The 25,926-nt window shown below is 45.7% G+C and carries 21 protein-coding genes; 10 read left to right on the top strand and 11 right to left on the bottom strand.

Going from position 1 to position 25,926, the window contains the following annotated elements:
- Positions 1 to 701: 701 nt before the first annotated feature.
- Positions 702 to 1,127: a 6-carboxytetrahydropterin synthase gene (locus tag QZ209_RS08750; protein WP_294347019.1), complete on the bottom strand. Its 426-nt coding sequence runs from the start codon at positions 1,125 to 1,127 to the stop codon at positions 702 to 704.
- Between the two features lie 192 nt (positions 1,128 to 1,319).
- On the opposite strand from QZ209_RS08750, the gene umuD reads away from it, so the two are divergent.
- The 3 genes from umuD to cysE all read left to right on the top strand — a co-directional run bounded on the left by umuD (position 1,320) and on the right by cysE (position 3,401).
- Positions 1,320 to 1,772, top strand: a complete 453-nt coding sequence (gene umuD / locus QZ209_RS08745) for a translesion error-prone DNA polymerase V autoproteolytic subunit (RefSeq protein WP_294347062.1) — start codon at positions 1,320 to 1,322, stop codon at positions 1,770 to 1,772.
- Positions 1,773 to 1,994: 222 nt separating this feature from the next.
- Entirely contained in the window at positions 1,995 to 2,267 is a 273-nt protein-coding gene (locus QZ209_RS08740) for a hypothetical protein (RefSeq protein ID WP_294347018.1), read from the top strand.
- A gap of 339 nt (positions 2,268 to 2,606) precedes the next feature.
- Positions 2,607 to 3,401 (top strand): serine O-acetyltransferase, encoded by a 795-nt coding sequence (gene cysE / locus QZ209_RS08735; RefSeq protein WP_294347014.1) that lies wholly within the window; start codon positions 2,607 to 2,609, stop codon positions 3,399 to 3,401.
- Between the two features lie 10 nt (positions 3,402 to 3,411).
- Here the strand turns inward: cysE and aroC are convergent, their stop codons facing one another.
- Together aroC and hemB are read right to left on the bottom strand one after the other, a co-directional pair.
- Positions 3,412 to 4,605 (bottom strand): chorismate synthase, encoded by a 1,194-nt coding sequence (gene aroC, locus QZ209_RS08730; RefSeq protein ID WP_294347013.1) that lies wholly within the window; start codon positions 4,603 to 4,605, stop codon positions 3,412 to 3,414.
- A 123-nt stretch (positions 4,606 to 4,728) separates the two neighbouring features.
- Positions 4,729 to 5,715 carry a porphobilinogen synthase gene (gene hemB, locus QZ209_RS08725; protein WP_294347012.1) on the bottom strand — a complete coding sequence of 329 codons (987 nt, stop codon included), beginning with the start codon at positions 5,713 to 5,715 and terminating at the stop codon, positions 4,729 to 4,731.
- 441 nt (positions 5,716 to 6,156) lie between these two features.
- Between hemB and QZ209_RS08720 the strand changes: the two genes are divergently transcribed.
- From QZ209_RS08720 to rmuC, 6 genes are all read left to right on the top strand, one after another.
- A complete protein-coding gene (locus QZ209_RS08720; protein ID WP_294347010.1) occupies positions 6,157 to 8,262 on the top strand; it encodes a hybrid sensor histidine kinase/response regulator in 2,106 nt (701 codons plus the stop codon).
- Positions 8,263 to 8,751: 489 nt separating this feature from the next.
- On the top strand, positions 8,752 to 9,759 hold the full coding sequence (locus QZ209_RS08715; RefSeq protein ID WP_294347009.1) for an AfsA-related hotdog domain-containing protein: 1,008 nt from the start codon (positions 8,752 to 8,754) through the stop codon (positions 9,757 to 9,759).
- On the top strand, positions 9,759 to 11,072 hold the full coding sequence (locus QZ209_RS08710) for an FAD-dependent oxidoreductase (RefSeq protein WP_294347007.1): 1,314 nt from the start codon (positions 9,759 to 9,761) through the stop codon (positions 11,070 to 11,072). The genes QZ209_RS08715 and QZ209_RS08710 overlap by 1 nt, the downstream gene beginning before the upstream one ends.
- 1 nt (position 11,073) lies before the next feature.
- Entirely contained in the window at positions 11,074 to 13,170 is a 2,097-nt protein-coding gene (locus tag QZ209_RS08705; protein WP_294347006.1) for a hybrid sensor histidine kinase/response regulator, read from the top strand.
- A 135-nt stretch (positions 13,171 to 13,305) separates the two neighbouring features.
- The gene (gene hisN, locus QZ209_RS08700; RefSeq protein WP_294347005.1) at positions 13,306 to 14,064 is read left to right on the top strand and encodes a histidinol-phosphatase; all 759 of its coding nucleotides are present in this window, start codon (positions 13,306 to 13,308) and stop codon (positions 14,062 to 14,064) included.
- Positions 14,065 to 14,185: 121 nt separating this feature from the next.
- On the top strand, positions 14,186 to 15,529 hold the full coding sequence (gene rmuC, locus QZ209_RS08695; protein ID WP_294347004.1) for a DNA recombination protein RmuC: 1,344 nt from the start codon (positions 14,186 to 14,188) through the stop codon (positions 15,527 to 15,529).
- A gap of 5 nt (positions 15,530 to 15,534) precedes the next feature.
- Here rmuC and QZ209_RS08690 read toward each other — a convergent pair whose 3' ends face one another.
- From QZ209_RS08690 to ccsA, 4 genes are all read right to left on the bottom strand, one after another.
- Positions 15,535 to 16,287: a uroporphyrinogen-III synthase gene (locus tag QZ209_RS08690; RefSeq protein ID WP_294347002.1), complete on the bottom strand. Its 753-nt coding sequence runs from the start codon at positions 16,285 to 16,287 to the stop codon at positions 15,535 to 15,537.
- A complete protein-coding gene (hemC, locus tag QZ209_RS08685; protein ID WP_294347000.1) occupies positions 16,287 to 17,228 on the bottom strand; it encodes a hydroxymethylbilane synthase in 942 nt (313 codons plus the stop codon). Before hemC ends, QZ209_RS08690 begins: the two co-directional genes overlap by 1 nt.
- Positions 17,229 to 17,255: 27 nt before the next feature.
- Positions 17,256 to 18,536, bottom strand: a complete 1,281-nt coding sequence (gene hemA, locus QZ209_RS08680) for a glutamyl-tRNA reductase (RefSeq protein ID WP_294346999.1) — start codon at positions 18,534 to 18,536, stop codon at positions 17,256 to 17,258.
- A gap of 112 nt (positions 18,537 to 18,648) precedes the next feature.
- Positions 18,649 to 19,494, bottom strand: coding sequence for a cytochrome c biogenesis protein CcsA (gene ccsA / locus QZ209_RS08675; protein ID WP_294346997.1), 846 nt, complete (start codon positions 19,492 to 19,494; stop codon positions 18,649 to 18,651).
- 141 nt (positions 19,495 to 19,635) lie between these two features.
- On the opposite strand from ccsA, the gene typA reads away from it, so the two are divergent.
- On the top strand, positions 19,636 to 21,465 hold the full coding sequence (gene typA, locus QZ209_RS08670) for a translational GTPase TypA (protein ID WP_294346995.1): 1,830 nt from the start codon (positions 19,636 to 19,638) through the stop codon (positions 21,463 to 21,465).
- A 51-nt stretch (positions 21,466 to 21,516) separates the two neighbouring features.
- Here the strand turns inward: typA and QZ209_RS08665 are convergent, their stop codons facing one another.
- From QZ209_RS08665 to QZ209_RS08650, 4 genes are all read right to left on the bottom strand, one after another.
- On the bottom strand, positions 21,517 to 22,632 hold the full coding sequence (locus QZ209_RS08665) for a chlorophyllide a reductase iron protein subunit X (protein WP_294346993.1): 1,116 nt from the start codon (positions 22,630 to 22,632) through the stop codon (positions 21,517 to 21,519).
- A 15-nt stretch (positions 22,633 to 22,647) separates the two neighbouring features.
- Positions 22,648 to 23,631, bottom strand: coding sequence for a chlorophyll synthesis pathway protein BchC (gene bchC / locus QZ209_RS08660; RefSeq protein ID WP_294347060.1), 984 nt, complete (start codon positions 23,629 to 23,631; stop codon positions 22,648 to 22,650).
- A 16-nt stretch (positions 23,632 to 23,647) separates the two neighbouring features.
- Positions 23,648 to 24,115, bottom strand: coding sequence for a 2-vinyl bacteriochlorophyllide hydratase (gene bchF / locus QZ209_RS08655; protein WP_294346992.1), 468 nt, complete (start codon positions 24,113 to 24,115; stop codon positions 23,648 to 23,650).
- Between the two features lie 95 nt (positions 24,116 to 24,210).
- Complete coding sequence (locus QZ209_RS08650; protein WP_294346991.1) at positions 24,211 to 25,887, bottom strand: peptide-binding protein; 1,677 nt, start codon at positions 25,885 to 25,887, stop codon at positions 24,211 to 24,213.
- Between the last annotated feature and the right edge of the window lie 39 nt (positions 25,888 to 25,926).

Raw genomic sequence — 25,926 nt, 5'->3', positions numbered from 1 at the left:
AAATGCGGTTGATCATTGTAACCTTAATTTTAATTATAAGTTATTTATTGTTTTTCTCAAGCTGCCTGTGCGGTTTTAGTTGTTTCCATCAAGAAAATGCATTGGAATGGTGGGCAGTTGTGAATTTTCATGTCTGTATCTTTTTGAGATGAAACAGTTGTTTCACAAATTGCATCTTAAAATTAATCTACGTTATTTTTTTGCTTTTTGCTCCAATTACGGAGTGGTATGCTTTTTGTTGTAATAATGTCAACGGCAGCGGACTCTAACATTATTACAGATTTCATGATATATCTTGTCTCCTCTATACTGGTTTATTCGTTCCTCGAAGGAGTACATCACCTCTTTTTCAAGGGACTGAGAGAAAAGGTTTATGCAGCGATATATTTGGTGAGCACGGGTATGACGTTTTTTCTGATTTATTCGGGGATAGTGCGATAACTTTTTTTGCCCGTCTGTATGAAAGATCCTTTAATAGAAAAGCTCTGACTCACCGTGGAATAGAGGTACGGATTTCGCTGTTCTGGCTCGAGATAACGACCAGGAAGGGCAGCTGAACGACAAACGATTGTTCGCTCGAAATACGAGAGGCCGTCCTTTTGAGACGGCCTCTTTTTGTAAAAGTGAAAATAGTTGTACCGTTTTTGTACAATATTACAATGTATTCGGAAATAAAGTTTTTTTATAAATGACTTAACTTACTATCCTTCGTAATCCGCCCAGTTGTTGGGTGTTTCGTACCAGCGAAGGTTTTTGAGCGTGACATTTTCCGGAAGGTGAGGCATGATCTGGTTGAAAGCCCACTTGGCCAGACACTCGGCCGTTGGGGGTTCATCGGTGATCACCACGCGTTTGTTGCGTTTCGTGATGAATGCAAGGTCTTCGTGGTCGTTTTTCCAGACGGCGAAACCGTGATCGAGCACGTCATGAACGTGCTTCATCATGATATCGTTGAGGAACTTGAAATCCATTACCATACCTTCCTGCGGATCTCCTTCCCGGTCGATAATCTTCCCTTCAACCGTTGCAACCACTATGCCTCTGTGCCCGTGCAATTGGTTGCAGAATGAGAAACTGTTGGGTAGCGTGTGGCCGTAATCAAGTTCGATTTTTCGTGATATTATCATCGCTCAAATATAATGGTGTACTTCAGAATGGCGAAGTGTACGGAAAAAAAAGGTTTTCAGCAACAGTCGAGGGAATAGGGCACGGAAAAATAGAGGTTGCCGGGGCATGGAAGAATGGGAGATTCAACATTTCCTGCGTCGATTGCCTGTTAAGGGGATTATGTGTATTGTATGGGAAAGACGTATAGCATGATGAGACTGGTAAAAATACACAATGATCCCTCGATCGATTTTTATTCCGCCGATGTTGAGCAGGAGCTCGAGCTACCGCTTGCCTCGTCGGAAATTTCCGCCGGGTTTCCATCGCCTGCGGATGATCATCTGGAACTGAAACTGGACTTGAACAAGGCGTTGATCCGTCATCCGAGCGCTACGTTTTATGGTCGGGTCAAGGGGAAATCCATGGTTGAGGCAGGTATCGATGAAGGAGACATTCTCGTTATCGACAAGTCACTTGATCCGAAAGAAGGGGATATCGCGGTATGCTTTCTCGACGGAGAGTTTACAGTGAAACGTATCGGAAGACATGATGCCGGGTTGTGTCTGATACCGGCTAACGAGAAGTTCAAGCCGATCATTGTAACCGGGGACTCCGATTTTCTTGTCTGGGGGATCGTGACATACGTTATCCATAAGACCCGATAGAGAGAGCTTTACATGCGGTTTCACTCAGGAAGAGAGTGCCTGTGCCTGGGTTGAAGGTTACGAGGATAGAGGATCTGGAACACGCTTTTGTAAAGTTTTGTATCGAAACGTACCGTTGCGTTACGCGAACAAGGGTTGCTCGCCAGCGTTGTAACTGTCTTTGTCCACTCTGGTTCGTTTGAAAATCCATGATACGGGAAGAAAGGTTGACGTACAGTTTTCATGCAGGTTACAGCATGGAATTCACCGGAAACCGTGCGGTGTGCGCTGACGGTACTGAAAGATATGTGCCATGAAAGGTGTGCTTGTAAAAAATGCGGGGATTGTACCGGTCTGCTTTGTTCCTGTATCGGGAGATGTGTTACACCTTGGCTATTCGATGAAGATAAGGGGGCTATGGATGCACAGGCGTTTCTGCAGGTTGTTGATAGGGTTGACGCCTGTCATGGTTCCGATACTCTGAGATTGGCGGTTTCAGAGTCTTCAGTATGGTAACGACGCATGGAGTGCTCCCTCGCTATACGACTGTACCGGATCGATAGTATCGAGGTGAGTGTGTAGGAATGGTTGCTGAGTTGTTGCTGCCTTGTTATGTTTGTTTGCGGAACGGATAGAAAAATCACCTGGATTGCGGGTGATTTGCCGAATGCCTGAAACTTTCTGTGGATAAAAGCTTTTATTGAGGGTGACTAGTAACAGGGAACGGTTTTGGTAAGAGGTTCGGCAATGAAAAGAATGACGGTTAAGTATTGCCGTGTTTCGATATAAGCTGGTCATTCTTACGTTTGCCCCGGTATTGAGCCGGTTTATTATTGTTAATCAGTACAAGCAAACATGACTGCAGAACATATATGGTCGATTATTCGTTCTGAAGCAAGGCGTGAAAGTGAGCGGGAGCCTTGCATGAAGCATTTTCTGGAGCAGCATATTCTGAGCTTCGATGATTTTGCATCAGCTCTTGCCATGCTGCTTTCTGTAAAGCTCGCATCGAAACATTTTCCTCCTCAGGTTCTTCAGAATCTGTTCGACGAGTTTTACGGATTGAACCCTGAAGTGGTTGACAAAGCGGTGTTCGATCTCACGGCAACGCTCGACAGAGACCCTGCAGCAGTCAATTATTTCGAGATTATGCTGTTTTTGAAGGGGTTTCAGGCTCTGCAGGCTCACCGTCTGGCGCACTGGTTGTGGAACAATAATCGCAAACCGATGGCTTATCTCATGCAAAACAGGATGTCAGAGGTGTTCGCGGTTGATATACATCCTGCGGCGAAGATAGGTATGGGAATCCTACTCGATCATGCTACGAGTCTTGTTATCGGTGAAACAGCCGTAGTCGAAGACAACGTCTCGATTCTGCACGAAGTGACGCTTGGAGGAACAGGCAAGGAAACCGGAGACCGTCATCCGAAGGTAAGAAAATCTGTCCTGATAGGGGCAGGGGCCAAGATTCTCGGTAATGTTGAAATTGGAGAAGGTGCTAAAGTCGGGGCTGGTAGCGTGGTGCTCGATAATGTGCCGCCACATTATACCGTTGCTGGAGTTCCTGCACAGATTGTCGGCCGGACCGAAGTAGCTGAACCGTCACTGGAGATGAATCAGCGCCTGAGCGCCAAACGGCGTCAGGACTGATCCTTTGCGGTCACCGTTTGAACTTCGTGGTTATTTCCGCTCTGTATTCTTCGAGTCTTTCGAGAATCTCTACGAGATGGTCCCCACCTGTTTTCTTCAATAAAGCATTGGCTATGACCGGCGCTACAACGGCTTCGGCGATAACGCTGCAGGCGGGAACCGCACAGGTATCACTCCGTTCTATGTGGGAGAGATGGGCTTCCATCGAGGTTATGTCGAATGAATGCAACGGTGACATCAGTGTGGCAATGGGCTTCATTGCAGCCCTGAGGTGAATGATTGAGCCGTTTGTCATGCTTCCTTCAAGGCCACCCGCCCGATTTGTTTTGCGGGAAGGGCCATGTGCAGCACCTGTAAAAAGCTCGTCATGTACCTGTGATCCGGGATTTCTTGCGTTGTCGAACGCTGTACCGATTTCAACGCCTTTTACTGCTTGTATCGAAATGAGTGCGGCAGCAAGTTCCGCATCGAGTCTACGGTCGTGCTGGACATAAGATCCCAAGCCCATCGGAACCCCGGTGATAAACAGCTCGATGATGCCGCCAAGCGTATCTCCCTCTTCTTTTGCCTTGTCGATCGCGGCAACGGCTTTTTCTTCATCTGTTTTTTCCAGCATGCGTACAGGGGAAGTGTCGGCTTCTTTTGCCAGCGTCTCTGCACCTTCGGCAAGCAGGTTTTCAAGACGGGACGACGGTGCCGTTTGTCCGGCTGGACCGATAGAGGAAACATAACTCCCTATCTGGATTCCGGCTGATCTCAAAAATGTTTTTGCAAGAGAACAGGCGGCGACTCGTGCTGCGGTTTCACGCGCGGATGCACGTTCTATCACCGGCCGGATATCTTCGAAGCCGTACTTGATCATGCCGGTAAGGTCCGCATGGCCGGGTCTCGGTATGCTGATTGCCGGAATATCCTCACTCGGTTTTTCGAACTGAGCCATTTTTACGGTCCAGTTTTTCCAGTCCCGATTTTCTATTTGCAGCGCAACCGGTGAACCGATGGTTTTGCCAAAACGTATTCCCGACAGCACAACCGCTTTATCGGTCTCGATTTTCATTCGTCCGCCTCTTCCGTGCCCCTGTTGGCGCCGGGCCAGTTCATTGTTGATATCCTCAGGGGTAACCGTTATTCCCGAAGGTAGACCTTCAACGATCGCCGAGAGCGCCGGGCCGTGTGATTCTCCTGCTGTAAAGTATCTGATCATGTAGTTTTTCTGTACGGCTGCGCGTTTAATGCGTAAGCCTGTATTACGGTTCTGTTAGGCAAAAAAAACCGGCTGCAGGCATGCAGCCGGAACATAGTAGAGAACTTAAAGTGCCGAGACTGATCAGGACAGTCTTTTCGCTGCTTCTTTTGCATAGTAAGTGAAGATGATATCGGCACCGGCACGCTTCATTGCAACCAGTGATTCCATCATGACTCTGTCGCCGTCTATCCAACCTTTTTCCGCTCCGGCCATCACCATCGAGTACTCGCCTGAAACGTGGTATACGGCAACCGGAACGTCGAACCTTTCTTTGGTTCTGTAGACGATATCGAGATATGCAAGGCCGGGTTTGATCATGACAATGTCAGCGCCTTCCATGATATCGAGTTCGATTTCTTTCATCCCTTCATCGGAGTTTGCGGGGTCCATCTGGTACGTGGATTTGTCGCCGAACTGCGGTGCCGAGTGAAGCGCATCACGGAACGGTCCGTAGAAGCTCGAAGAGTATTTTGCCGAGTAGGAAAGAATGCCGACATCCGAATGTCCCGAGTCGTCCAGTGCTTCCCTGATCGCTCCGATACGGCCGTCCATCATATCACTTGGTGAGACCATGTCTGCCCCTGCTTTTGCATGTGATATCGACATTTTACAAAGCACTTCAACAGTTTCGTCATTGAGGATGATCCCGTCTTTTACCAGACCGTCATGACCGAACGGAGTGAACGGATCGAGAGCAACATCGGTCATAATGTAAAGATCCGGTACGGCCTCTTTTATGGCACGGATAGCTCGCTGAATGATGCCGTCGTCATTATATGCTTCGCGGCCGTCTTCGGTTTTTTCTTCCGGAATGCCAAACAGATCGATCGCCTGTATACCCAGATCCCAGAGTTCCTTGCATTCTTTTACCGCATTGTCGATAGAATAACGGAAACTGTTAGGCATCGAGGTGACCTCTTCTATCACGTTGGTGCCGGGGCAGACGAACAGTGGGAAAACAAGGTCACTTTTCGATAAGGTGTTTTCCTTTACAAGGTTTCTGATTGCAGGAGTTCTGCGAAGTCTTCTCGGTCGGTGTACAATATTCAATAAATCTGTCTGACTCATGTTGCTGGATTGATTTGGTTTACTGAAAAGCCAAAAATACGAAAAACTAAAAACATCGGGAAGCTTTGCGAATAAAATCTCTTCAGGCGTTATCGGCAGTCAAGGACTGTTAAGGAAGCCTTTGCAGCGTTATTCCTGAAAATATCTTTTTCAAGCAAACATGTTCGGGATTTTTTTTCTTTCTTTATACATCTTGTGGACATTGTTCCCTAAGAGAGTTTTTTTATTTTTCTTTTGGCGGTCTAAGCTATTTGTTTCCCCCATTTTCTAAGCACATAGCGGTATGTATCACTACATTTTTCTTTGTCAATGTCGCTTGCATGTCGTTACCGGTAACTTTTTGGCTATTGGCCGTTCAGCCGAATCATTGTTTACGAGGTTTACGAAGAAACGTTTCCTGAAAACAGCGTTTGGTGACAGGTCGGTACCGGGAGGAGTGCTGTGAAAATAGCTGAATTCATACGGTCGTCGTTCAACAGGGGGACGCAGGTTTCGCGTTTTAACATCATGGCCGCCGCAGCTCTCGGGGCGCCAGCACATCTTTCTTTCTACATTGCCTACAAGTATATCTTTCAGCTTCCTTATGACAACTTTGCATTGCGTCTTATCGCAGTAGCTTTCTGTCTTGTCGGGCTTTTCAAGCTCAAAAATCCGGATTTTCTCGGCAAATACTTTCCGGTTTACTGGCATAGCATGCTCATTTTCGTACTGCCTTTCATCCTTACTGTCATGGTATTGAAGAACAATTTTCATGAAGCCTGGATTTACTGGGAAATTTTCATGATTTTTGTCCTCATTTCCTTTGTGCCCAACCCATTGGTGTTTCTTTTCGATCTGTTCATTGGGGTGGGTGCAGCTATTGTGTTTTTTTTCCTCACACCTCCTTTTATTGTCCTCGATCCGCAGTTTGACATGGCTCCCTATGTGCTTCTTGTCGTGTTTTCAATAGTTGCAGGCTATGTGTTCAGTTATAGCAATCGAAAAGGAATTGTCGCACAGGAAAAAAATTCGGCTTTTCAGGCTCTTGCCGGAAGTATCGCTCACGAAATGCGAAATCCTCTGGGGCAGGTGAAGTTCAGTTTTCAGAGTATTTTGGAAGAACTGCCGATATACCATGCGGATAAGGTGTACGAGTGTATCACCGCTCAAGGTTTGGACAACATCTACCTACGGGTTGCTCAGGGGCAGATGGCGGTCAGTAGAGGCGGGCAGGTTATCGACATGATTCTCGATGAAGTTAAAGACAAGCCTATCGACACGAGCGGTTTCACATATATTTCAGCCGAGGGGATTACCAAAAAAGCGATCGATGAATATGGTTATGAATCCGAGGCCGAAAGGAAAAAACTTTCTCTGGAATGCAGCGGCGATTTTCTCATCAAGGCCGATGAGACTATGTATGTGTTTGTTCTGTTCAACCTGATTATGAATGCGTTTTATTTCATAAAAAACTATCCTGACGCGCATATTACCGTTCGGCTGGAAAAAGGCAGTTCATTCAACAGAGTTTCTGTTAGGGATACCGGGCCTGGTATTCCCCCGGAAAATCTGGGTAGGCTCTTCGATGCCTTTTTTACATCGGGCAAAAAGGGAGGTACAGGTTTGGGCCTCGCCTATTGTAAAAGAGTTATGAAGGCTTTTGGCGGCGATATAACCTGTGATTCCATGCAACATGAGTATACGGAATTCACTTTGGATTTTCCTGTTGTCAGTGGCCAGGAACTCGTCAGGTTCAGGTCGTGGATGGTTTCCCGCTACCGCGATATCTTCGAGGACAAGTCTATTTTGCTCGTTGACGATGAATTGCCGGACAGGGAGCCGGTCAAGCAATTCCTCGAGCCGTTCAATGTTATAGTCGATGAGGCGGGAAATGGTCAAGAGGCGTTGGAAATGCTCACAAAAAAGCGATATGATGTTGTATTGATGAACCTGAGCATGCCCGTTATGAACGGCTACGAATCTACAGAAGAAATCCGGCGTGGTAAGGCGGGTGACACTATGAAAAATGTGCCCATTATTGGACATACAGCTGTTCCAACCTATATAGCGAGAGGAAAAACAGAAAAAGTTGGCATGCAGGCCTTTATTTCGAAGCCGGTTACCGAGTCTGAATTGATCAACCTTCTTGCATCGATCTTCAATGGTGAATATACAGTCGGGAAAAGGGATTTTTCCGGCGTTAATGTGATGATTGTCGACGATTCCTCTTTCAACAGATATGTTCTCAAAAGTATTCTTGAAAAGCACAACGTCAGTGTCAGCGAGGCTATCAGTGGAAAAGCGGCGGTTGAAAAGTTGGAACTGGATGATTTTCATGTGATACTCATGGATATCCAGATGCCGGAACTCGATGGAATAGAGGCAACGAGACTCATTCGAAACAATATGCCGGGGCGTAAAAAACAGGTTCCCATTATCGGGCTTAGTGGTGAGTCGGGTGAAGAGGAAATTCAGAAAGCGCTGAACGCCGGTATGAACGATTATCTCTTGAAACCTGTCGATAGTGTTGTGCTGCTGAACATGATTGAAAAATGGAAAATTAAGTAAATCCTGAGTTGCTCTCTTTCGGTTTTTCCCTTCATCTCGTTCTGTGTCTTATCAGGGGCTTCTGATTCACCAGGGCACAGTGCTTTTTTTCTTTCAAAATCATTTTCTGCTTATCGATTCAACGCGGAAAGATACGCTCGTGTTTTTCTGAAACAAGAGGCGTTGCTGGTTGAATACATCAAAAATGTGAGAGTTTTTAACCCTTTGCTATCCTGGTATCAAAAAGAGACGCATGTTTTTTTCATACAATAAAAGAAAATAACCCTGAGATGGCTGGTACATAGCTCTCAGGAGGCATCTTTGTGGTCAAAAGTGCAGATTTTACAATTATTTAGTAAAGAGAAGCAACCTAATTATTTAATTTGTCACTAAATGCAAAGTAATTAACACTTGTTAATTACTTTTGTAAAGCAGTATACTCTGATAAAAAGTGAGTCGGTGGTTGAATTAATATTTGTTCAAATCCAATTAATGAAGGAGGGGTGAAACATGTTACAGGAACAGATGACGGGGTCTTCGATTTCAAGTGTACAATGCTCATCTTCGGTTTTTCCGGAAGAGACGGTTTTGCGCTCATCGAGGAATGGTAGATTACATAGAAAAAACGGTAGAGGAAAATTTACGGATAACTGTTATCAAAAACCGTACGTTTTGGTATTTGATGGAGACGTTTTACCTGAAGAGCGACAAGGAGCACAAAAAATCGTTGCTTCTACTTTCGAGGAGGTTCTCTGTTATATCGGTATTTTGGGTGAAACTTCAGAGGTATATCTTTCAAAAGATTTTGAAAACAGCAATCCGTTGCTCTCCAGAAAGGTTAAATCAATTACGTACAGGCAAGCTGAAGAATATGTTCAAAACCATGAGGTAGACACAGAACTCGGTAAATTTATTAACAGAATACCACTGGACATCGCATCACTGATGCACAGTCCATTGGCTATGAAAGAAGATGATGCAGTTGCTCCTGTTTTGGACAAACGGTACGTGCATAAGAAGAAAGATGCGAATATTTTGATTTCTGACTACTATAGTAAAGGGAATTTCCTGTACTTCAATATGTATGATCAGACAAGGGAGATTCAGTTTGATCACGATTCCGATCATGTACAAGGTCTTCTCTTGCTTGAAGCTATGCGCCAGGCGTCAATTGCAACCACGCATATATCTGGAGGTTTACCTGAGGAAGGTACAATAGCTTTGCTGACCTACGATTCCGGGTTTTACAATTTTTTGGAGCTGACTGCGCCGATTGTCGTCAGAACGTATACTCCGTTTTCATTTAACTCCGCTGACAGCAATGGGGATGTTTTTGTCAGTTGCGAAATTTTTCAATGGGGAAAACTCGCATCCAGTGCTTTATTGAAAGGCAAGGCTTTCCCTGACAAGTCCAGATATGTCAATTACAGGATCAGGACTGAAAAAGTACAGGCTCGACACAAAAAACAGTACGATTCGAAAATCATGTCAGTGCAAAATACCGTGGGAGTTATCTGATGGCTGATATTGCTGTGATCGGGGGTGGGATATCTGGTATTGCGGCAGCATACTATTTGAATCAACAGAATATTGACGTTGATCTCATCGATGCTGCCCAATCAATCGGTGGGCGTATAGGTAGTGAAGTACTCGATGGGCGCATCGTTGATTTCGGGGGGAAAAACATCGGTAAAAATTACAGGCGATTTCGCTGTTTTGTGAAAGATTATGGTGATCTGCCTTTTGAACAGTTTGGCTTCAATACATCTCAAGTTGTCGGTGGGAGAGTGATCAAGATCAGTAAGGAAAAAGCCAAACTCCGTAATTTGATGCGCCTTGTTTATCTCAGTGGTTTGAAAGGTTTTTTCAAGTTGTCTCCACTTGTCAAGGCAGTTAAAAGTGATCATGAGCAAGGTGTTTTGAACAGTGACTTTTTCAACAGCATCGCCGAACAAAACGATCATGGTTCATTGTCGGTTTATTTTGGTGAGCGATGTTCACAGCATGTTATTCGTCCGGTTACCGTCAGGATGAATGGGGCTGAACCAGAAGAGTGCTACCCGGGGAATTTTGGCTCAAACCTTGCTTTGGCTCTTGATAGTTACGAGCAGCTGCAGGGAGGCATGTCAAGTCTTATACAAGCGTTTTATACCGGTACGCAGCGTACCCGTTTTTTTACCGGTTATGATGTAGAGCATCTCGCTTTTGAGCCTGCTTCTTCAAAGGTTATCATCAAAGGCTTCAATAAGGGTAAGTGCGAGGAGTTAACGTATAAGAAAGTTCTGCTCGCACTGCCCGCATCGAAAGCGGCTCCTCTTTTTGGGCACTCCAACCCGAAACTGTCAGAGTTACTTGAAAAGGTGACTTATTATCCGGTAGCGGTTGCGGTCGTTCAGTATCAGTACGACGTCTTCAAGCACGATCACCGTGCAATGGTTTTCGACCGAACTTCTCCACTGAGCAATGCCGGCGCTTACGGTATCAATGATCTGAGCCTTGTCCGGTATACGTTTAGTGGCGATAAAGCAAGAAAAATGATAGCACCGAGCACAAATCCTGAAAAAGTCATAGCAATTGCTGAAAAGACTATCGAAGACTATTTTAATGTAAAGGGAAATAGTAAACATAATTACGTTTATAAGTATCTTGATCCTGGATTATGTGCATATTCTCCTTATCATTATAAGCTTCTTCAAAAGATGCACGGTACCCTCGACGCATTTCATAACAGCATTGGTCTCACAGGTGATTACTGGAGAGGCGCTTCGATAGAGGCATGTTTCAGGTCTGCAGAGGAAGCGGTGCAAAAATTGATACACAAGTACCCCTAGTATGAATTTTGTCAGTTATATAAAATCTGCTGTTCATGAAGGAACACAGATTTCACGCTTTAACATTGTAACGGCAGTTTTTCTGGGAGCACCAGCACATTTTTTATACTATTTCCTTTTCAAATATGCATTTCATCTGCCATACGAGAGTTTCGCTCTTCGTATTACGGCGACACTGCTTTGCCTGATTGCGTTGGTGAAACTCAGATATCCGGATTTTCTCGGGGAGTATTTTGCTGTCTATTGGCATATCATGTTGATATTTGTGCTGCCGTTCATATTTACAGCATATCTGCTGAAAAATGATTTTCACGAGCTCTGGCTGTACTGGGAGATTTTCATGATTTTCATCCTCATCGCCTACGTTCCGAACTGGTTGGTTTTTTTGTTCGATCTTCTGGTTGGAGTTGTCGCAGCGGTTCTTTTTTTTCTCATAACATCTCCCGGTGTTCAACTCAATCCGGATTTCAATATCCCTCTCTACTCGATCGTAGTTTTTTTTACGATTGTGGCCGGATATGTTTTCAGTTACAGTAACAAGCAAGGGCAGATCGCTCAGGAAAAAAATTCCGCCACACAAGCACTTGCCGGTAGTATAGCCCATGAAATGCGCAATCCGCTCGGTCAGGTGAAATATAACCTCGAGGCTATTGAACAGAACCTGCCAGGTTATCAGCCTGGAAGACTTTCCGCCCCAATCAATGATTTTACCCTTGACAAGTTATATCGGCACGTTGCGCAAAGCAAGATGGCCGTGAAACGAGGGTCACAGGTCATCACCATGATTCTTGATGAAGTAAGGGAAAAACCCATAGATACAACCAGTTTCGTGTATGCTTCTGCGGCTGTGATAACCCAGAAAGCTATCGATGAGTATGGGTTTGAATCAATTGAGGAGCGGGAGAAGGTCGTCTTCGACAATAAAGAGGATTTTGTGTTCAAGGTTGGAGAGACCATGTATGTATTTGTTCTGTTCAATTTAATGATGAACGCATTATATTTTCTCAAGTCCTATCCGAAATCGAAGATTTACATTACTCTCGAGAAGGGGACACAGTTCAACAGGGTAAAAGTCATGGACACCGGTCCGGGAATCCCGCCTGAAAATCTTGACAAGCTTTTCAATGCCTATTTTACTTCAGGTAAAAAAGGTGGGACTGGACTTGGCCTTTCTTATTGCAAGCGGGTCATGCAGGCTTTTGGAGGTGATATCACCTGTAATTCCGTTGTGGGGCAGTACACCGAATTTGTTCTGGACTTTCCTGTGATTTCTACTGATGAATTGCAACGAAGGCGTGACGAACTTATCGCTGCGAACAAGTCGCTTTTCGAAAACAAGCGTATTCTCATAGTTGATGATGAACGCAAAGATAGAGAAGGGGTGAAAGAAATCCTCCTGGCACTTGGTGTTTTGGTGGAAGAAGCTGGCGATGGGGAAGAGGCTTTGCAAAAGCTATCGGAAAACCCGCATGATCTCGTTATCATGAATCTTAAGATGCCTTTGATGGATGGCTATAAGGCGGCTGAAATGATTAGAAGAGGGGAGGTGGGCAGCAAAAACGCCATTGTTCCGATAGTGGCCTACACGGCAATACCGTATTATATCGCACGTAGCAAGACAAAGAAAGCCGGGATGCAGGGGATTATTACAAAGCCTTGTTTGCAGTCGGAACTCATCAGGCAGCTTGCCGGTATTTTTCAACAGAAATTGTCTTTACAAAGTCTTAAGGGGAAATCACTGCTTATAGCAGATGATTCTTCTTTCAATCGAGTTGCACTGAAAACCGTTCTTGAGAAACAAGGTATTGTAATCGATGAAGCCGTCGATGGAATAGAAGCGCTGAAAAAACTCGAGAAAGGTTCTTTCGATCTTGTCTTGATGGATCTTAGAATGCCATTGTCTGATGGTATCAACGCAACAGCTCACATTCGTCAGTCTGAGAATCAGGAGCTGGCGTCTTTACCCGTAATCGGCCTCAGCGGTGACTCGGATGAGGCTTCGATAGAAGAAGCCATGCATGCGGGTATGAATGACTATCTCATCAAACCGGTTGATACGAGGGTGTTATTGATGAAAATCAGCCAATGGATTCGGTAGTCGGGGCCTGCCTTTGAAATGCTTTCCGTATATTGGAAAGAGTGGCTTTATTCGACCCTTTTCGGGAGTGACTGCTTATTTCGTTGCAGGTATAAAGAATAACACTGTTATACAATGGTAAAGGACCATAGTGGTATGACCGAAGACATGCAACTGGCTCTGAGGCTGGCGGAAGAAGCAGGGAATTTGACTCTCTCGTTCTACCGGAGCAAATCTCTCAAGGTCGATGCCAAAAGGGATGATTCTCCGGTCACCGAAGCGGATAGAAAAGCGGAGGAGCTGATAAGAGATGGAATTACCGATGTTTTTCCAGATGACGGGATATTCGGTGAAGAGTTTGAAGAGAAGATTTCCGCTAACGGGCGTCGTTGGATTCTCGACCCGATCGATGGTACACGATCCTTTATACATGGGGTGCCTCTTTATGGTGTCATGATAGGTCTGGAAATCGACCGTGAGATGAAGATAGGAGTTGTCAATTTTCCTGCTCTCGACGAGATGTATTACGCTGAAACAGGTTCGGGTGCGTTTTTGAACGGCGATTCAATACATGTTTCGGGAATATCGAATTATCGGGAGGCAACGGTGGTTTTTACCGAGAAAGAGTACCTCCTCGAGCCTGTTTCCGAGCATCCTGTAGACAGTCTTCGTCATGATGCCGGGCTGGTTCGGGGGTGGGGTGACTGTTACGGTCACATGCTTGTTGCGTCCGGAAGAGCCGAGGTGGCTGTCGACAAGATTATGAGTCCTTGGGATTGTGCCGCTCTTATTCCGATAGTGCAGGAGGCCGGGGGCTGTTGTTTTGACTATACCGGCCAAACTACAATTTACGGTCAGGGATTGGTAAGTGCCAACCGGTTAATCGGGAGCAAGCTCGTCGCTGCCATTGTCTGATTTCCCCTTTTGTCCCTTGATAAATGTTATTGTCCGTTTTTCGATATCGGAGATCGGATTTTGACCTATTCCGTTCATCATCCGCTTTGGATTCATTTTCATAATGAGGTGACTGTGCTTTATGACAATTTATTTTCTTATCGCTATTATCGTTCTTCTTTTCATCGTGTTGCTCATCCTTTTTTGGGGCAGTACAAGAGCTGCTTCAAAAGAGGCTGTGCAGCAAAGTGAGGCTATGCTGCGTACTGATTTGGATCGGGTACGCAATGATCAGAAAAACGAATTTCAGCGCAATAGGTTAGAGCTTGCACGATTGTTTCAAGAGGGACGTACCGAACAATCGGCGTCTTTGAAATCTTTTGAAGACAGCATGAGGATGCATGTTATGCAGCAGGATGAGCTGCAGCGGAGAAATTTCGGTGAACTTTTATCAAGGCAGGATGCGCTGAAAGATGAGACATCACGGACCTTGGATAGTATACGTGACACTGTGGAAAAACGGCTTCAGGTTTTACAGGAAAAAAATGAGGTAAAACTCGATGAGATGCGACGGATCGTGGATGAAAAGTTACAGTCGACCCTTGAAAAACGATTGACCGAATCTTTCAGTCAGGTCAGTGACCGGCTTCGTCAAGTACATGAAGGTTTGGGGGAAATGAAGACACTTGCAGCCGGTGTTGGAGATCTGAAAAAAGTGCTTGCAAACGTCAAAGTCAGAGGTGTTTTCGGTGAAATGCAGCTTGGGCATTTACTGGCGAATCTGCTTTCACCCGAACAATATGCGGAAAATGTCATGCTCGGAAAAAGGCAGCGCGAACAGGTGGAGTTTGCAGTGAAGCTTCCGGGGAAAAACGATGGGGAAGGTGTGGTATATCTTCCTGTAGACTCGAAATTTCCACTCGAAGCTTATTATCGACTTCTCGAAGCTGCGGAAACAGGTGACAAAAAGAAAATAGCGGTTGCAACAAAAGCAATTGAGGGAGAGATGCTGAGATGTGCCAAAGATATTAGTGATAAATACTTGAACCCTCCAGAAACTACCGATTTCGGGATATTGTTTCTCCCGACCGAAGGTCTTTTCGCCGAGGTTGTTCGTAATACGGTTCTTCTTGAAACCCTGCAAAACAAGTTCAATGTCATTGTCGCCGGCCCTACTACCTTTGCTGCTTTATTGAACAGTCTGCAGATGGGATTCAGAACGCTTGCGATACAGAAAAGGACCGGGGAAGTCTGGAGAGTTCTCGCTCAGGTCAAGAGTGAGTTTGCTTCTTTCGGAGAGGTTCTCGTTAAAGCCCAGAACAGGATCACGCAAGCTGGAACGGAACTGGATCGGCTTGTAGGTGTGAGAACTCGAGCTATTCAAAAACGGTTGCGCCAGGTGGAAGAAGCATCGGGCGGGAAACGTCCGCTAATTGACGAAAATACAACAGAAGGCAAGGATTCAGATATGGGAGGGAAGGGTTGAACCGATCATGACTCACTACTGTTCAATGCGTTCGCTATTGCTTTCGCAAAATGAGGACCGTCATAGTATTCAGGAACGATATCGACGGTTACTCCCAGTTCCTTTAGTGCGTTGGCCGTTGTATTACCGATTGCCGCTACCAGGACATCGGGAGGCAGGGTTGTCGAACCGATTGCCTTGAAATAGTTTTGAGCTGTAGACGGGCTGGTGAACGACAAACATGCGATGTCACCATCATTGACCATCTTTTTCACTTTTTCCGTGGCTCTGAGGTCCGGAGGGTGGTTTTCATAGACGGTTAAAGAATCACATGCCCCCCCTCGCTCGGCAATAGCTGCTGGTATGATGCCGAGTGAAAGACTGCCGCGAAGAAAAAGAAACGATTTCCCGAAGATTTCGTTTGCGTCGATTTCCTTCATTAGATTAACAGCATCTGCTACTTTTGGCACCGGCTCCGTTATGATATCGTAGCCTGCGAGATCCTTTGCCGTTGTTTTTCCTACTGCGAAAATCTTGATTTTCTTCAGTTCCTCGAGCTTTTCAGGTGCTTCGTCTTCGAGTCTTTCGAGAAAATAATGGACACTGTTCGGGCTGGTGAAAAAGGCACCGTTATATGCCGAAACATCGGGTATTGTCCACCCGAGAGTTGGCCTGATCTCGATTGTCGGAAAAACAACCGAGGTCAGGTTATATTTTTTCAGTTCCTCTACAAATGAGCCTGCCTGATGTTTGGGTCTTGTGACAAGAACGGATTTCATCAGCAGGTTTTTCTGATTTCAGCGAGGATTTCATTGGCACCGAGCTTGAGCAGTTCTTCTGCCAGGTTAATTCCGGCTTGCTCTGCCTGTTCTGGTTGTGTGCAGTTTTTCAGGGTGATTTCATCACGAATTGCTCGTTTGCCGTCAACCGATCCAACGTATGCAAACAGGTGAAGCGTTCCGTTTTTCAGGCTCGCGTAAGAGCCGATCGGGATTTGGCAACCACCCTGCAAGTGTCGGAGAAGTGCGCGTTCAGCCTTGGTACAGAACTCGGTGTTCGAGTTATTCATGACTTTCACGATTTCTTTCGTCTCCTCGTCATCGGAGCGTGTTTCAATTCCCAATGCACCTTGGCCGACTGCAGGCAACATGGTTTCATGAGGCAGGATTTCTGAAATGCGGTCGCCGAAATTGAGTCGGTGAACACCAGCGTATGCAAGTAACATGGCGTCGAAATCACTCTCATCGAACTTTTTGAACCGTGTGTTCAGATTGCCTCGTATGTCTCCGATTTGAAAATCAGGTCGCATGCTCAGAAGCTGAGATGTTCTGCGGAGGCTGCTGGTTGCTATTTTAGCGTCTTGACGGAGAGTCTTGAGACTTTCACCGTTTTTGGAAATGATCACGTCTCTGGTGTCTTCCCTTTCAGTGAAGGCAGAAAGCATGAGTCCTTCCGGTGTTTCGGTCGGAACGTCTTTCAGGCTGTGAACAGCGAGATCGATCTCGTTCGCTATAAGGTGCTTCTCGATGTCTTTTGTGAAAAGTCCCATATCGCCGATTTTGGAAAGCGGGGAGTCAAGCAATACATCTCCGGTTGTTTTAACCAGCTTGAGCTCTATGTCGAGTTCTGGATAATGCTTCGAAAGTTCGGCTTTGGTGAATTCGGCCTGCCACAAAGCCAGGGGGCTGGATCTGGTACCAATAATTAATTTCTTTTTCAATGCGATTACTGATTAACGTTTAACTGATTACTTTGTTCGTTGGTTTTGTTCTTCAAGGTCGAAAATGTTCCTTACAAGATTTACTCTGCTTGGGATTGTATCGGCTGTATCAACCGGTGCTTTAAGCATTTTAATTGGGTGGTGCAGGATCTTCTTGAGAATCCTGTCTGTCAAACGTTCCATTCGTTTAAGCTCTTCTTCGCTGACTTTATAACGGAACCGCTCAAGTTCTTTTTCTTTGATTTCAATGAACTTTGATTGCAGGTCTACAATGGTAGGACGAACTTTCAGGGTATTGATCCACTGTCCGAACCCGACAAGCTCCTCATCGATGATTTTTTGAACCTTTGGTAGTTCTGCTCTTCTCAGTTCGAGGTTTTTATCGATGATATGTTTCAGAGCATCGATATCCTTGAGGAACATGTTTTTGAGTTTGCCGATTTCAGGATCGACATTACGAGGGAGGCCAAGATCGAGGATTATAACAGGTTTGAGCCGCCTTTTCTGCATGCTCTGCTGCAGTTCCGGCTCGGTAAGCACATAGTCTTTTATACTTACCGCAGTGATGATAATATCGAATTCATGAAGGTGCTCCTTGTATGATTCATAAGGAAGTACCTGGTTGGTGCCGAGTTCTTCTGCAAGGGCTTCGGCTTTTGAAAGCGTTCTGTTCGTGATTACAATGTTCCGCGCATTTTTTTGGAACATATGTCTGGCTGCAAGTTCACCCGTTTCTCCTGCTCCAATCAGAAGTATCTTCTTCATGGAAAGATTGGAGAAAATTTTCTGAGCAAGTTCGACTGCGGCGTAGCTTACGGAAACTGCGCCTTCCATTATCTTGGTTTTGGTCTTGACTTTTTTTGCTACACTGAACGCAGTATGGCAGAGACGAGTGAGAAGAATGCCGGCTGATTGCACTTCGACGGCTATTCTGTAGCCGTCTTTTACCTGTCCGAGGATCTGGCCTTCACCGAGAATCAGCGAATCAATGGCACTGGCAACCTCGAAAAGGTGTCTTGCCGTGTTACAGTAGAAACGGTTGAAGAAGTGTTCGGGCCGAACCTCGTTATGAGCATTTCTGAACGCGATGAGGTATTCCTTCAGATATCTGCCATCAACCTCCGCCATGCCTGGGACAACATACAACTCCGTCCTGTTGCAGGTCGAAAGCACCATGGCTTCCAGCGCTATGTTATCGTCGATCAGGTTTGTCAGGAATTCTTTGGCTTGAACTTCCGAAAGAGAGACTCTTTCACGGATTTCAATAGGTGCAGTTTTGTGATTTACACCAACTGAAATAATGTTCATGATGTGATGATTTAGTTACTTGCCCGAAATCGATGTGATATTGCTGGCCTTTTATCAAAAGGTAATGACAATCAATATACCTCAAAGCTGAAAAATTATCAAGTTGGAAACGCTAAAAGCTCAGGCCGTGAAACGTTGGTGAAAAAATACTCATTAGCAGAATGAGCGTTGTCGTCAAAACGAAAAGAAAAATAAGCAAATACGCCATGTGAATTGTATCCCAGCCAAAAAGCTTTTTTATGAAAAGGCTGAAACCGTAAAACATCCATATTATGACGAGGGCTATAAGTCTTGTGTCGAAAAGGTTGATGATTTCCGACGTTTGAATCGAGCCTATGACGCCTGCGAGAAGTGTGATGGTAAGAAACAGGAAGCCGAATGCGACAGCATGTTTGATTAGTAGTTCAAGAACCTCGAGGTTCGGTAGATTCTCGAAAAGAAAGCCGAATTTGTTGTTTTTGATCTGGCGAAACAAAAGGAGATAAAGGAAGCTGTAAAGACCCGCTATGGCAATGGAGCTGAAACTGAATATCGCGGCAAGAAGGTGAATGCCTATTCCCAGACCACTGAAGCTCGGGCCATCTCCTGAGGATGTGAAAAGCAGTATCGAGGCGAGAATTTCTGCCCCTGCGGAAAAAGAGAGGATAAAAAAACCGGTTTTTTCTGTTTTCGTTGAGAACTCGATAAACATATAGATCACAGCGAGTGTCAGCGCAACCATGGTCATGAGCATCGAGATGGAATAATTCAGTCTGTAGCCTTCGGGTGCAGTGAGAAAACCTATATACGCGATGTGCGTGACAATGGTGACAATGAGTGCCGGCTGTTTATAGGTTTTTGCGAAAGTGTTTCCTTTGAAGAAATCAGAACCGTAAAGGCTTACCGATACGACGTAGAATAGTGATACCAGACTGGTAAGTACGACAAGTAGAGTATTGTTCAGTAGTTCGTTGTCCATAGATGTCAATGAGGGGTATTTATGAATATTCCGATAGTTTCCGGTGAAGTGACTGTTTGGAAAAGACCTTGTACAGAGTCAAGAAAAAAAGTGTATATTCGCCCGAATCGAAATAAAATATAAATATTTGCCTCGAAAAAGATGAGTATGAAACAGAATATTCGCAACATCGCCATAATCGCTCATGTTGATCACGGGAAGACAACCCTTGTTGATGCAATTTTTCGCCACACAGGAGCTTTTAGAGAAAACCAGCAAGTCGATGCACGTGTACTCGACTCCAATCCCCAGGAAAAAGAACGTGGTATCACCATTTTATCAAAAAATGCCGCAACGGTATACAATGGGTGTAAGATAAACATCGTCGATACACCCGGTCATGCTGATTTTGGCGGTGAAGTTGAACGAATATTGAAAATGGTCGATGGTGTACTGTTACTTGTCGACGCGTTCGAGGGACCTATGCCGCAGACAAAATTTGTTCTCCGCAAAGCTCTTGAGCTGAAACTCAAGCCGGTCGTCGTTATCAACAAGATAGATCGTCCTCAGGCCGATCCCGATAAGGTTCACGATCAGGTGCTCGACCTTTTCATCGCGCTCGGAGCCGATGAGGATCAGTTGGATTTCCCTTACATATTCACTTCGGCTAAATTCGGTATAGCGAAAGCCTCCATGCAGGATTCTGACGGTGACATGAGCCTGTTGCTCGATATGATTATCGGAGAAATACCGTCACCGGAAAACAGTGATGAAGATGATTTTCAGATGCTGGTGACCACTCTGGATTACAGCGACTATTTGGGGAAAATAGCTGTTGGAAGGATCCACAGAGGAAAGGTTCATCCCGGTGATTCTCTCGCTGTCGTTACCGATGAAGGTATTGTCGGCAAGGGTAGCGTCGCCAAACTCTTTACTTTTAATATGACGCAGCGAGTTGAGGTGAAAGAGGCGACTTCAGGTGATATCATAGCTATTTCGGGTATTGCTGGTGTCAATGTCGGTCAGACTCTTGCTTTCGAAACATGCCCTGAAGCGATCGAGTCGTTTGAAATCAGTAAACCGACCCTTTCCATGCTTTTTTCGGTGAATGATTCCCCCTTTGCCGGTCAGGAAGGCAAGGAAGTCACAAGCCGCAAAATACGCGAACGGCTCATGAAGGAGGTGATGACCAATGTCGCTCTGCAGGTCGAGGAGACTGACAGTGCCGATACGTTTCGTGTTTCGGGACGTGGAGAGCTGCATCTTTCCGTGTTGATAGAAAACATGCGTCGTGAAGGGTTCGAACTGGCTATTTCAAGGCCTCAGGTGATAACTCGGACAGCTGAGGACGGTACACTTCTCGAACCGGTCGAACATGTGACGATCGATGTGCCTGATGAATACAACGGTGTTGTCATCGAAAAAATGGGACGGCGTAAGGCTGAAATGAAACACATGGAGACTTTGAGAGGTGGTATGGTCAGACTCGAGTTTGAGATTCCTACCAGAGGATTGATAGGGTACAGCCAGGAGTTTACTACCGATACCAAGGGTGAAGGGATGCTTTCGCATGTGTTTCATGACTATCAACCGTTCAGAGGGAAGCTTCCTGCAAGAGAAACAGGGGCACTGGTCAGTGGGGAAAACGGTCAGTCGGTTGCCTATGCGATTGCCGGTCTCGAAGACCGAGGTACCTTTTTCATAGGACCGAATATCAGGGTTTATGAAGGTATGGTGGTCGGCGAGTCGACCAGAGAGTTCGATATTACCCTGAATGTATGCAAGACCAAGAAGCTCACCAATATGAGGTCTTCAGGTGCTGACGATGCGGTTCGTCTTACTCCACCTAAAAAAATGACACTCGAGCAGGCTCTTGATTTTATCAATGACGACGAGCTTGTCGAAGTGACGCCGGAAAATATCAGAATCCGTAAAAGAATTCTGGATTCGAATCAGAGAGCCAAGGCAGCCAAGCGGGCGAAAGTGGGATAGAGGGACAAGTAACGAGTGACGGGTTGTATATTACTTGCCACTCGTCACTGTTTATAGAGAGAAGAACAGTTTTCTCAGACGGGTTCTGGCGGCTGAAAGTGTTTTCTCGGTTTCCGATTCACTGATACCTTGCAGTCGGGCTGTTTCCGTGACGCTTTTTTTATCAATTTCAATCATGCGGTAGATTTCTCGTTCGGCATCAGGGAGTTTATCGACGCAGGATAACAGCTTTTCGTTGTCAGATGAGCCAGGATCATCGTATTCCTGTGCTGAAAGGTCGGGACTTGTTTGTGTTTGTTGTCCGATTAGCTCTGTTGCCGAGGCAGGGGTTGGATGAGCTTCGTTCACCTCTCCGAACAAGCGGACAAATGTTTGAAAATCAAGCCCGGCCGACTCACAGGATTCGATATTTCTTTCAATGATATCAGCGGCGAGTTTGCGAAACTTTTCTCCGATTTCAGGAACCTGAATTGCGAAATTGAAGCTGTCATCCTTATCCCTTGCCGCCGGATCGTATGGCAATTTCATGAGGATGTTTATCTCTGCACAAGCCGCATACTTTTCTGCAATACCGCTACCGTCATCTCGATTGATAATGAGTCCGAGGAGTTTTGATTGTCCTCCTACGGTTCGAAAATAGTTGTTTGCCTGGCAAATGTTGTTGGCAGTAAATATCGACTGGCGGTCATTGGTTGTCAAAAGAATGACTTCTTCACTCAAAGAGCGTGCCAAAGGTGTCGCGAACCCTCCGCAAACGACATCACCGAGAAAATCCATCAGAATGATATCGAGATCCCAGGTAAAGAGCCCCAGCTTTTCAAGTACATCAAAGCCGGAAATAATGCCTCTACCACCACACCCTCTGCCGACTTGTGGGCCGCCCAGCTCAACACCGTAAATTGGCTGTGGAAAATCAGGGACATCTCTTCTGAAAACGATATCGCTGATTTGCACTTTTTCATTGCAGGCATTTTTTTCTGCAAAAACTTCAGTCACGGTTGGCAATGATACTCCGCCGAAAAGCGATGTTGTCGAATCATGTTTCGGATCACAACCCAACTGCAGTACTTTTTTTCCCATAAGCGCAAACGTCGCGCTGAGGTTGGTTGTCGTGAAGCTTTTTCCAATGCCTCCTTTTCCGTATATGGCTATGGTACGTGGTGTCATACAGATATGATATTCCTATTCTGAAAGGGTTTCGGTATCTGGCTCTTTCCAGTTGAGAATCATCTTTAAACAGTCCGGGTCATTGAATGCTTGATGGTACGCTTCGGCAAGATCGGTATCAACGGAGTGGCTATGGGTGAATATCTTTTTTGCGTTCAGTTTGCCGGTTCTGAGAAGCTCTCTGACACGAAGCAGGTCTCCTTTGGCCCATTGACGTGCAGCGACAAATGACAGTTCCTTTTCGAAAGCCTGTGAGTAATCGATATTCATTCGTTGGTAGTAGCCCCCGAAAATTACTTTGCCGTGGAATTTCAGGAAGCGCAGGCCTGTTTCGATAGCGTTCATGACGCCGGTACTGTCTATCATGACATCGAATTCGTTTCCAGCGAGTGCTGCTGAAACATCCTGTGTTGATGGGTTAACTTTCAGGTCTGCAGAAGAGAAGTTAAGGCGGTTCTGGTATGGTTCTGTAGCCGCAACAAGTTTTGCCCCCATGTGTTTGGCAAGCTGGACGGCAAGAATGCCTACGGCACCCTGACCCAGAACAAGAACTTTCTTTCCTGTTATGTCTGCAAGATCCATAAAATGGAGAGCAGTTGCTCCAAGCGGTAAAGCAATGCCGCATTTCGGGTCGTCAATACCTTCAAGTACCGTAATACTCTCGACCGGACAGACTACAAACTGTGATGCTCCTCCAAAAGCGGCATTGACGTTTTCGTATCCGAAAGATCCGGCTATGTATGCATACTTGCCAATGAGGCTTTCATTGACATGGGCTCCGACCTTTGTGATTTTTCCTACGGTTTCATAGCCGGGGATAAACGGAAAGATGAACGGCGGTGAAGGAATAAGGCCGTCGAAAGCCATTTTTTCGGTACCTGTACTAATTGAAGACCAATAGGTTTCAATGAGTACATCGGTCGACGAGACCGGTTTGAGCGTTACGTTTTTAACTTCTATCTGGCGAACACCAGTAAAAACGATTGCTTTTGCTTTCATGGCGGTTCTGCTGGCTTCAGTTTGCTGTTTGAGTTTTTTTCGCATGCTGTTTTTCTATGATCAAGCGGAACAAAAACTGTGCGGCGTTGATCAAGTAACTCAGATAGGCGAGGAGAGCAGTCCAGATAAGGACATTTTCATCCAGGCCCATGTAAAATAAAATAAAGTAGGCAAGGTGAATGATTATTGCTATGGTGCTACCGATATCTTCCCAGAAAAACTCCGGTGCAAAAACGTATTTGTCGAAGACATCTTTTTCGAAAAACGCTCCTGTGATAAAAATGAGGAGAAAAATAGCGGTTTTCAGAATGATAAAAGCGGTTACCCATGTAAAGTTGTCGATACCCATGCCTAGTTTGTACAGAACGGTCACGGCAAAGCCGGCTATGAACGCAACGAACTGTATGGGCGCAAGGATGCCCTGCACTTTAGTCCAGACGGAGAGATTTCTTTTTTCAAGCTGTTCGGGAGTATAACGAGGCATACCTGTTGATCTTGACCTGTGGAAGATGATAGACGATCGCAACAAAAAGCTCAAGAATATAGCAAAAATACGGAATGCCCCAATGTGAGTATACGCTAATTCAGCTCCCATTCATATGCGTTATAAAGAGTCGAAAGGAGATTGACTTCCACGTTTTTAACCCTTTCGCTGAATCCCTCGAGTTCATCGTAGTAGTAAAGGAAGGTTCTCGGCTGCTCTTCATGGAGTATTGTTTGGTACTCTTGCCATAAGAGAATGCTCTCGTTTTCCCGAAGGGGAGTGCTGAGTCGGCTTATTACCCTGTCAAGCTTTGCATTCTGAAATGCCGAAGAGTTAAAAGGCCGGTTCTTGAAATCCGACCCCCAGATGATAAGCTGAAACGGCAGGGTTTCGGCAGCAAGGCCCGATAATGCGGCATCGTAGCGGAATTCGTTCTGGCTTTTGTTGAAAATAAGCTTTTCGTCGATTCTAAGCTCACACTCTATGCCGATCTCGCGGAGGTTTTGCTGGATAATTGTTGCCGCATAGTTTCTGCGCGGGTTCCCGGCCTGAGCTGCAAGGGAAAAAGAAAACTGTTTACCGTTTTTCTGCATGATGCCGTCAGGTCCGGGTTCCCATCCGGCCTCTTTGAGCAATGACTGCGCTTTTTGGGGATCATATGCATAGGCATCGAGGGACCGGTTGGCGATCGTTTCATAGGCAGGGGATAGTGATGTATTGACTATTACAGCATGTTCTGGGCCCATGAAGCCATCAATTATGGCTTGGCGGTCAATTGCATGGGTCATGGCTTGGCGTACCTTTTTATCCCCGAAGAAAAAATTCGGTTTGATTTTCTCATGCTTTCTATAGGACTCCCCGTCAATGGTCAGCCATACGATACTGTCGAAATATCGATTCTTGACGGGTGTTATCATGATCTCGGGGTTTGTCTTTTGCAGTTCCGGAAGGTCTTTCGGGTTGATTCCGCCAGCAGATATGAGTGCATCGAGCTGGCCTGATTTCAGCATGGCAAGGCGCGTGGTGTACTCGGGAACGATGATGAAGCTCATCGTGGAGGTAAGTCCCGGATGAGGTAATATCGATTTCTCGTTCGATACGAGGACAAGTTGTTGCTGCCGAGTCCATTCTTTCACCTTGAAAGGGCCTGCACCGACAATCGGTGTTTCTGCTGCTCGCATGCGGATTTCTTCGGGAGGAATCGAATCGAAAATATGCTTAGCGACCGGCATGAGATCATTGAAATGATCGAGGATTATGGCTGGAGCCATCGGTTTGTCGAACTTCAGAACCAGCGTGTGATCGTCAGGTGTTTCGACGCTGTTTTCAAAATCGATGCTGCCATCATCGAGCCTCAAAAGGTCGTTGAGATAGTGTTGGCGAGTGCTGGCAATTTCAGGATTTGCATAGAGCCGGTACGAAAACTTGTAGTCTTCGGAAGTTAATGGTTCGCCGTCTTGCCAAACCGCATCTTTTTTGAGATGAAACACCGCTTTTTTGCCATCGTCGCTGAATTCCCAGTTTTCAGCAGCGTTAGGTTTGAATTCGATAGTTCCTTTTTGCCGATCGTAGGAAGGTTTTGTCAAAGACGGGAAGAGAAGTGTACAGACTTCTCGAGAGAGAGAGAGTTGTATCAGTAAGGGATTCAGGTGGTCGAAGTCGCCATCGATACCAATGGTAATGTGATCTGAACGATATTCCTGCGGATCGCTGCAAGAGGGTAATGCGCAGCACAGAAAAAAAAATGATAACCAGACTACTATTTTTTGCATGGCCTGTGTTTTTTGCAAGGAAATGATAGCTTTGAGGAA

The organism is Prosthecochloris sp. (assembly GCA_015482705.2).
Taxonomy (GTDB): domain Bacteria; phylum Bacteroidota; class Chlorobiia; order Chlorobiales; family Chlorobiaceae; genus Prosthecochloris.
Note: the sequence above shows the minus strand (reverse complement) of the source record. Positions and strands in the feature narration are given on the sequence as shown.

Excerpts from the sequence above, each read along its gene's own strand:
- hisN (WP_294347005.1), top strand. The coding sequence starts at position 13,306 with ATGACCGAAGACATGCAACTGGCTCTGAGGCTGGCGGAAGAAGCAGGG.
- hemA (WP_294346999.1), bottom strand. The coding sequence starts at position 18,536 with ATGAACATTATTTCAGTTGGTGTAAATCACAAAACTGCACCTATTGAA.
- QZ209_RS08750 (WP_294347019.1), bottom strand. The coding sequence starts at position 1,127 with ATGATAATATCACGAAAAATCGAACTTGATTACGGCCACACGCTACCC.
- QZ209_RS08705 (WP_294347006.1), top strand. The coding sequence starts at position 11,074 with ATGAATTTTGTCAGTTATATAAAATCTGCTGTTCATGAAGGAACACAG.
- bchF (WP_294346992.1), bottom strand. The coding sequence starts at position 24,115 with ATGCCTCGTTATACTCCCGAACAGCTTGAAAAAAGAAATCTCTCCGTC.
- QZ209_RS08665 (WP_294346993.1), bottom strand. The coding sequence starts at position 22,632 with ATGACACCACGTACCATAGCCATATACGGAAAAGGAGGCATTGGAAAA.
- umuD (WP_294347062.1), top strand. The coding sequence starts at position 1,320 with ATGAGACTGGTAAAAATACACAATGATCCCTCGATCGATTTTTATTCC.
- QZ209_RS08740 (WP_294347018.1), top strand. The coding sequence starts at position 1,995 with ATGCAGGTTACAGCATGGAATTCACCGGAAACCGTGCGGTGTGCGCTG.
- QZ209_RS08650 (WP_294346991.1), bottom strand. The coding sequence starts at position 25,887 with ATGCAAAAAATAGTAGTCTGGTTATCATTTTTTTTTCTGTGCTGCGCA.
- rmuC (WP_294347004.1), top strand. The coding sequence starts at position 14,186 with ATGACAATTTATTTTCTTATCGCTATTATCGTTCTTCTTTTCATCGTG.
- bchC (WP_294347060.1), bottom strand. The coding sequence starts at position 23,631 with ATGAAAGCAAAAGCAATCGTTTTTACTGGTGTTCGCCAGATAGAAGTT.
- typA (WP_294346995.1), top strand. The coding sequence starts at position 19,636 with ATGAGTATGAAACAGAATATTCGCAACATCGCCATAATCGCTCATGTT.
- QZ209_RS08715 (WP_294347009.1), top strand. The coding sequence starts at position 8,752 with ATGTTACAGGAACAGATGACGGGGTCTTCGATTTCAAGTGTACAATGC.
- hemB (WP_294347012.1), bottom strand. The coding sequence starts at position 5,715 with ATGAGTCAGACAGATTTATTGAATATTGTACACCGACCGAGAAGACTT.
- QZ209_RS08710 (WP_294347007.1), top strand. The coding sequence starts at position 9,759 with ATGGCTGATATTGCTGTGATCGGGGGTGGGATATCTGGTATTGCGGCA.
- cysE (WP_294347014.1), top strand. The coding sequence starts at position 2,607 with ATGACTGCAGAACATATATGGTCGATTATTCGTTCTGAAGCAAGGCGT.
- ccsA (WP_294346997.1), bottom strand. The coding sequence starts at position 19,494 with ATGGACAACGAACTACTGAACAATACTCTACTTGTCGTACTTACCAGT.
- QZ209_RS08690 (WP_294347002.1), bottom strand. The coding sequence starts at position 16,287 with ATGAAATCCGTTCTTGTCACAAGACCCAAACATCAGGCAGGCTCATTT.
- aroC (WP_294347013.1), bottom strand. The coding sequence starts at position 4,605 with ATGATCAGATACTTTACAGCAGGAGAATCACACGGCCCGGCGCTCTCG.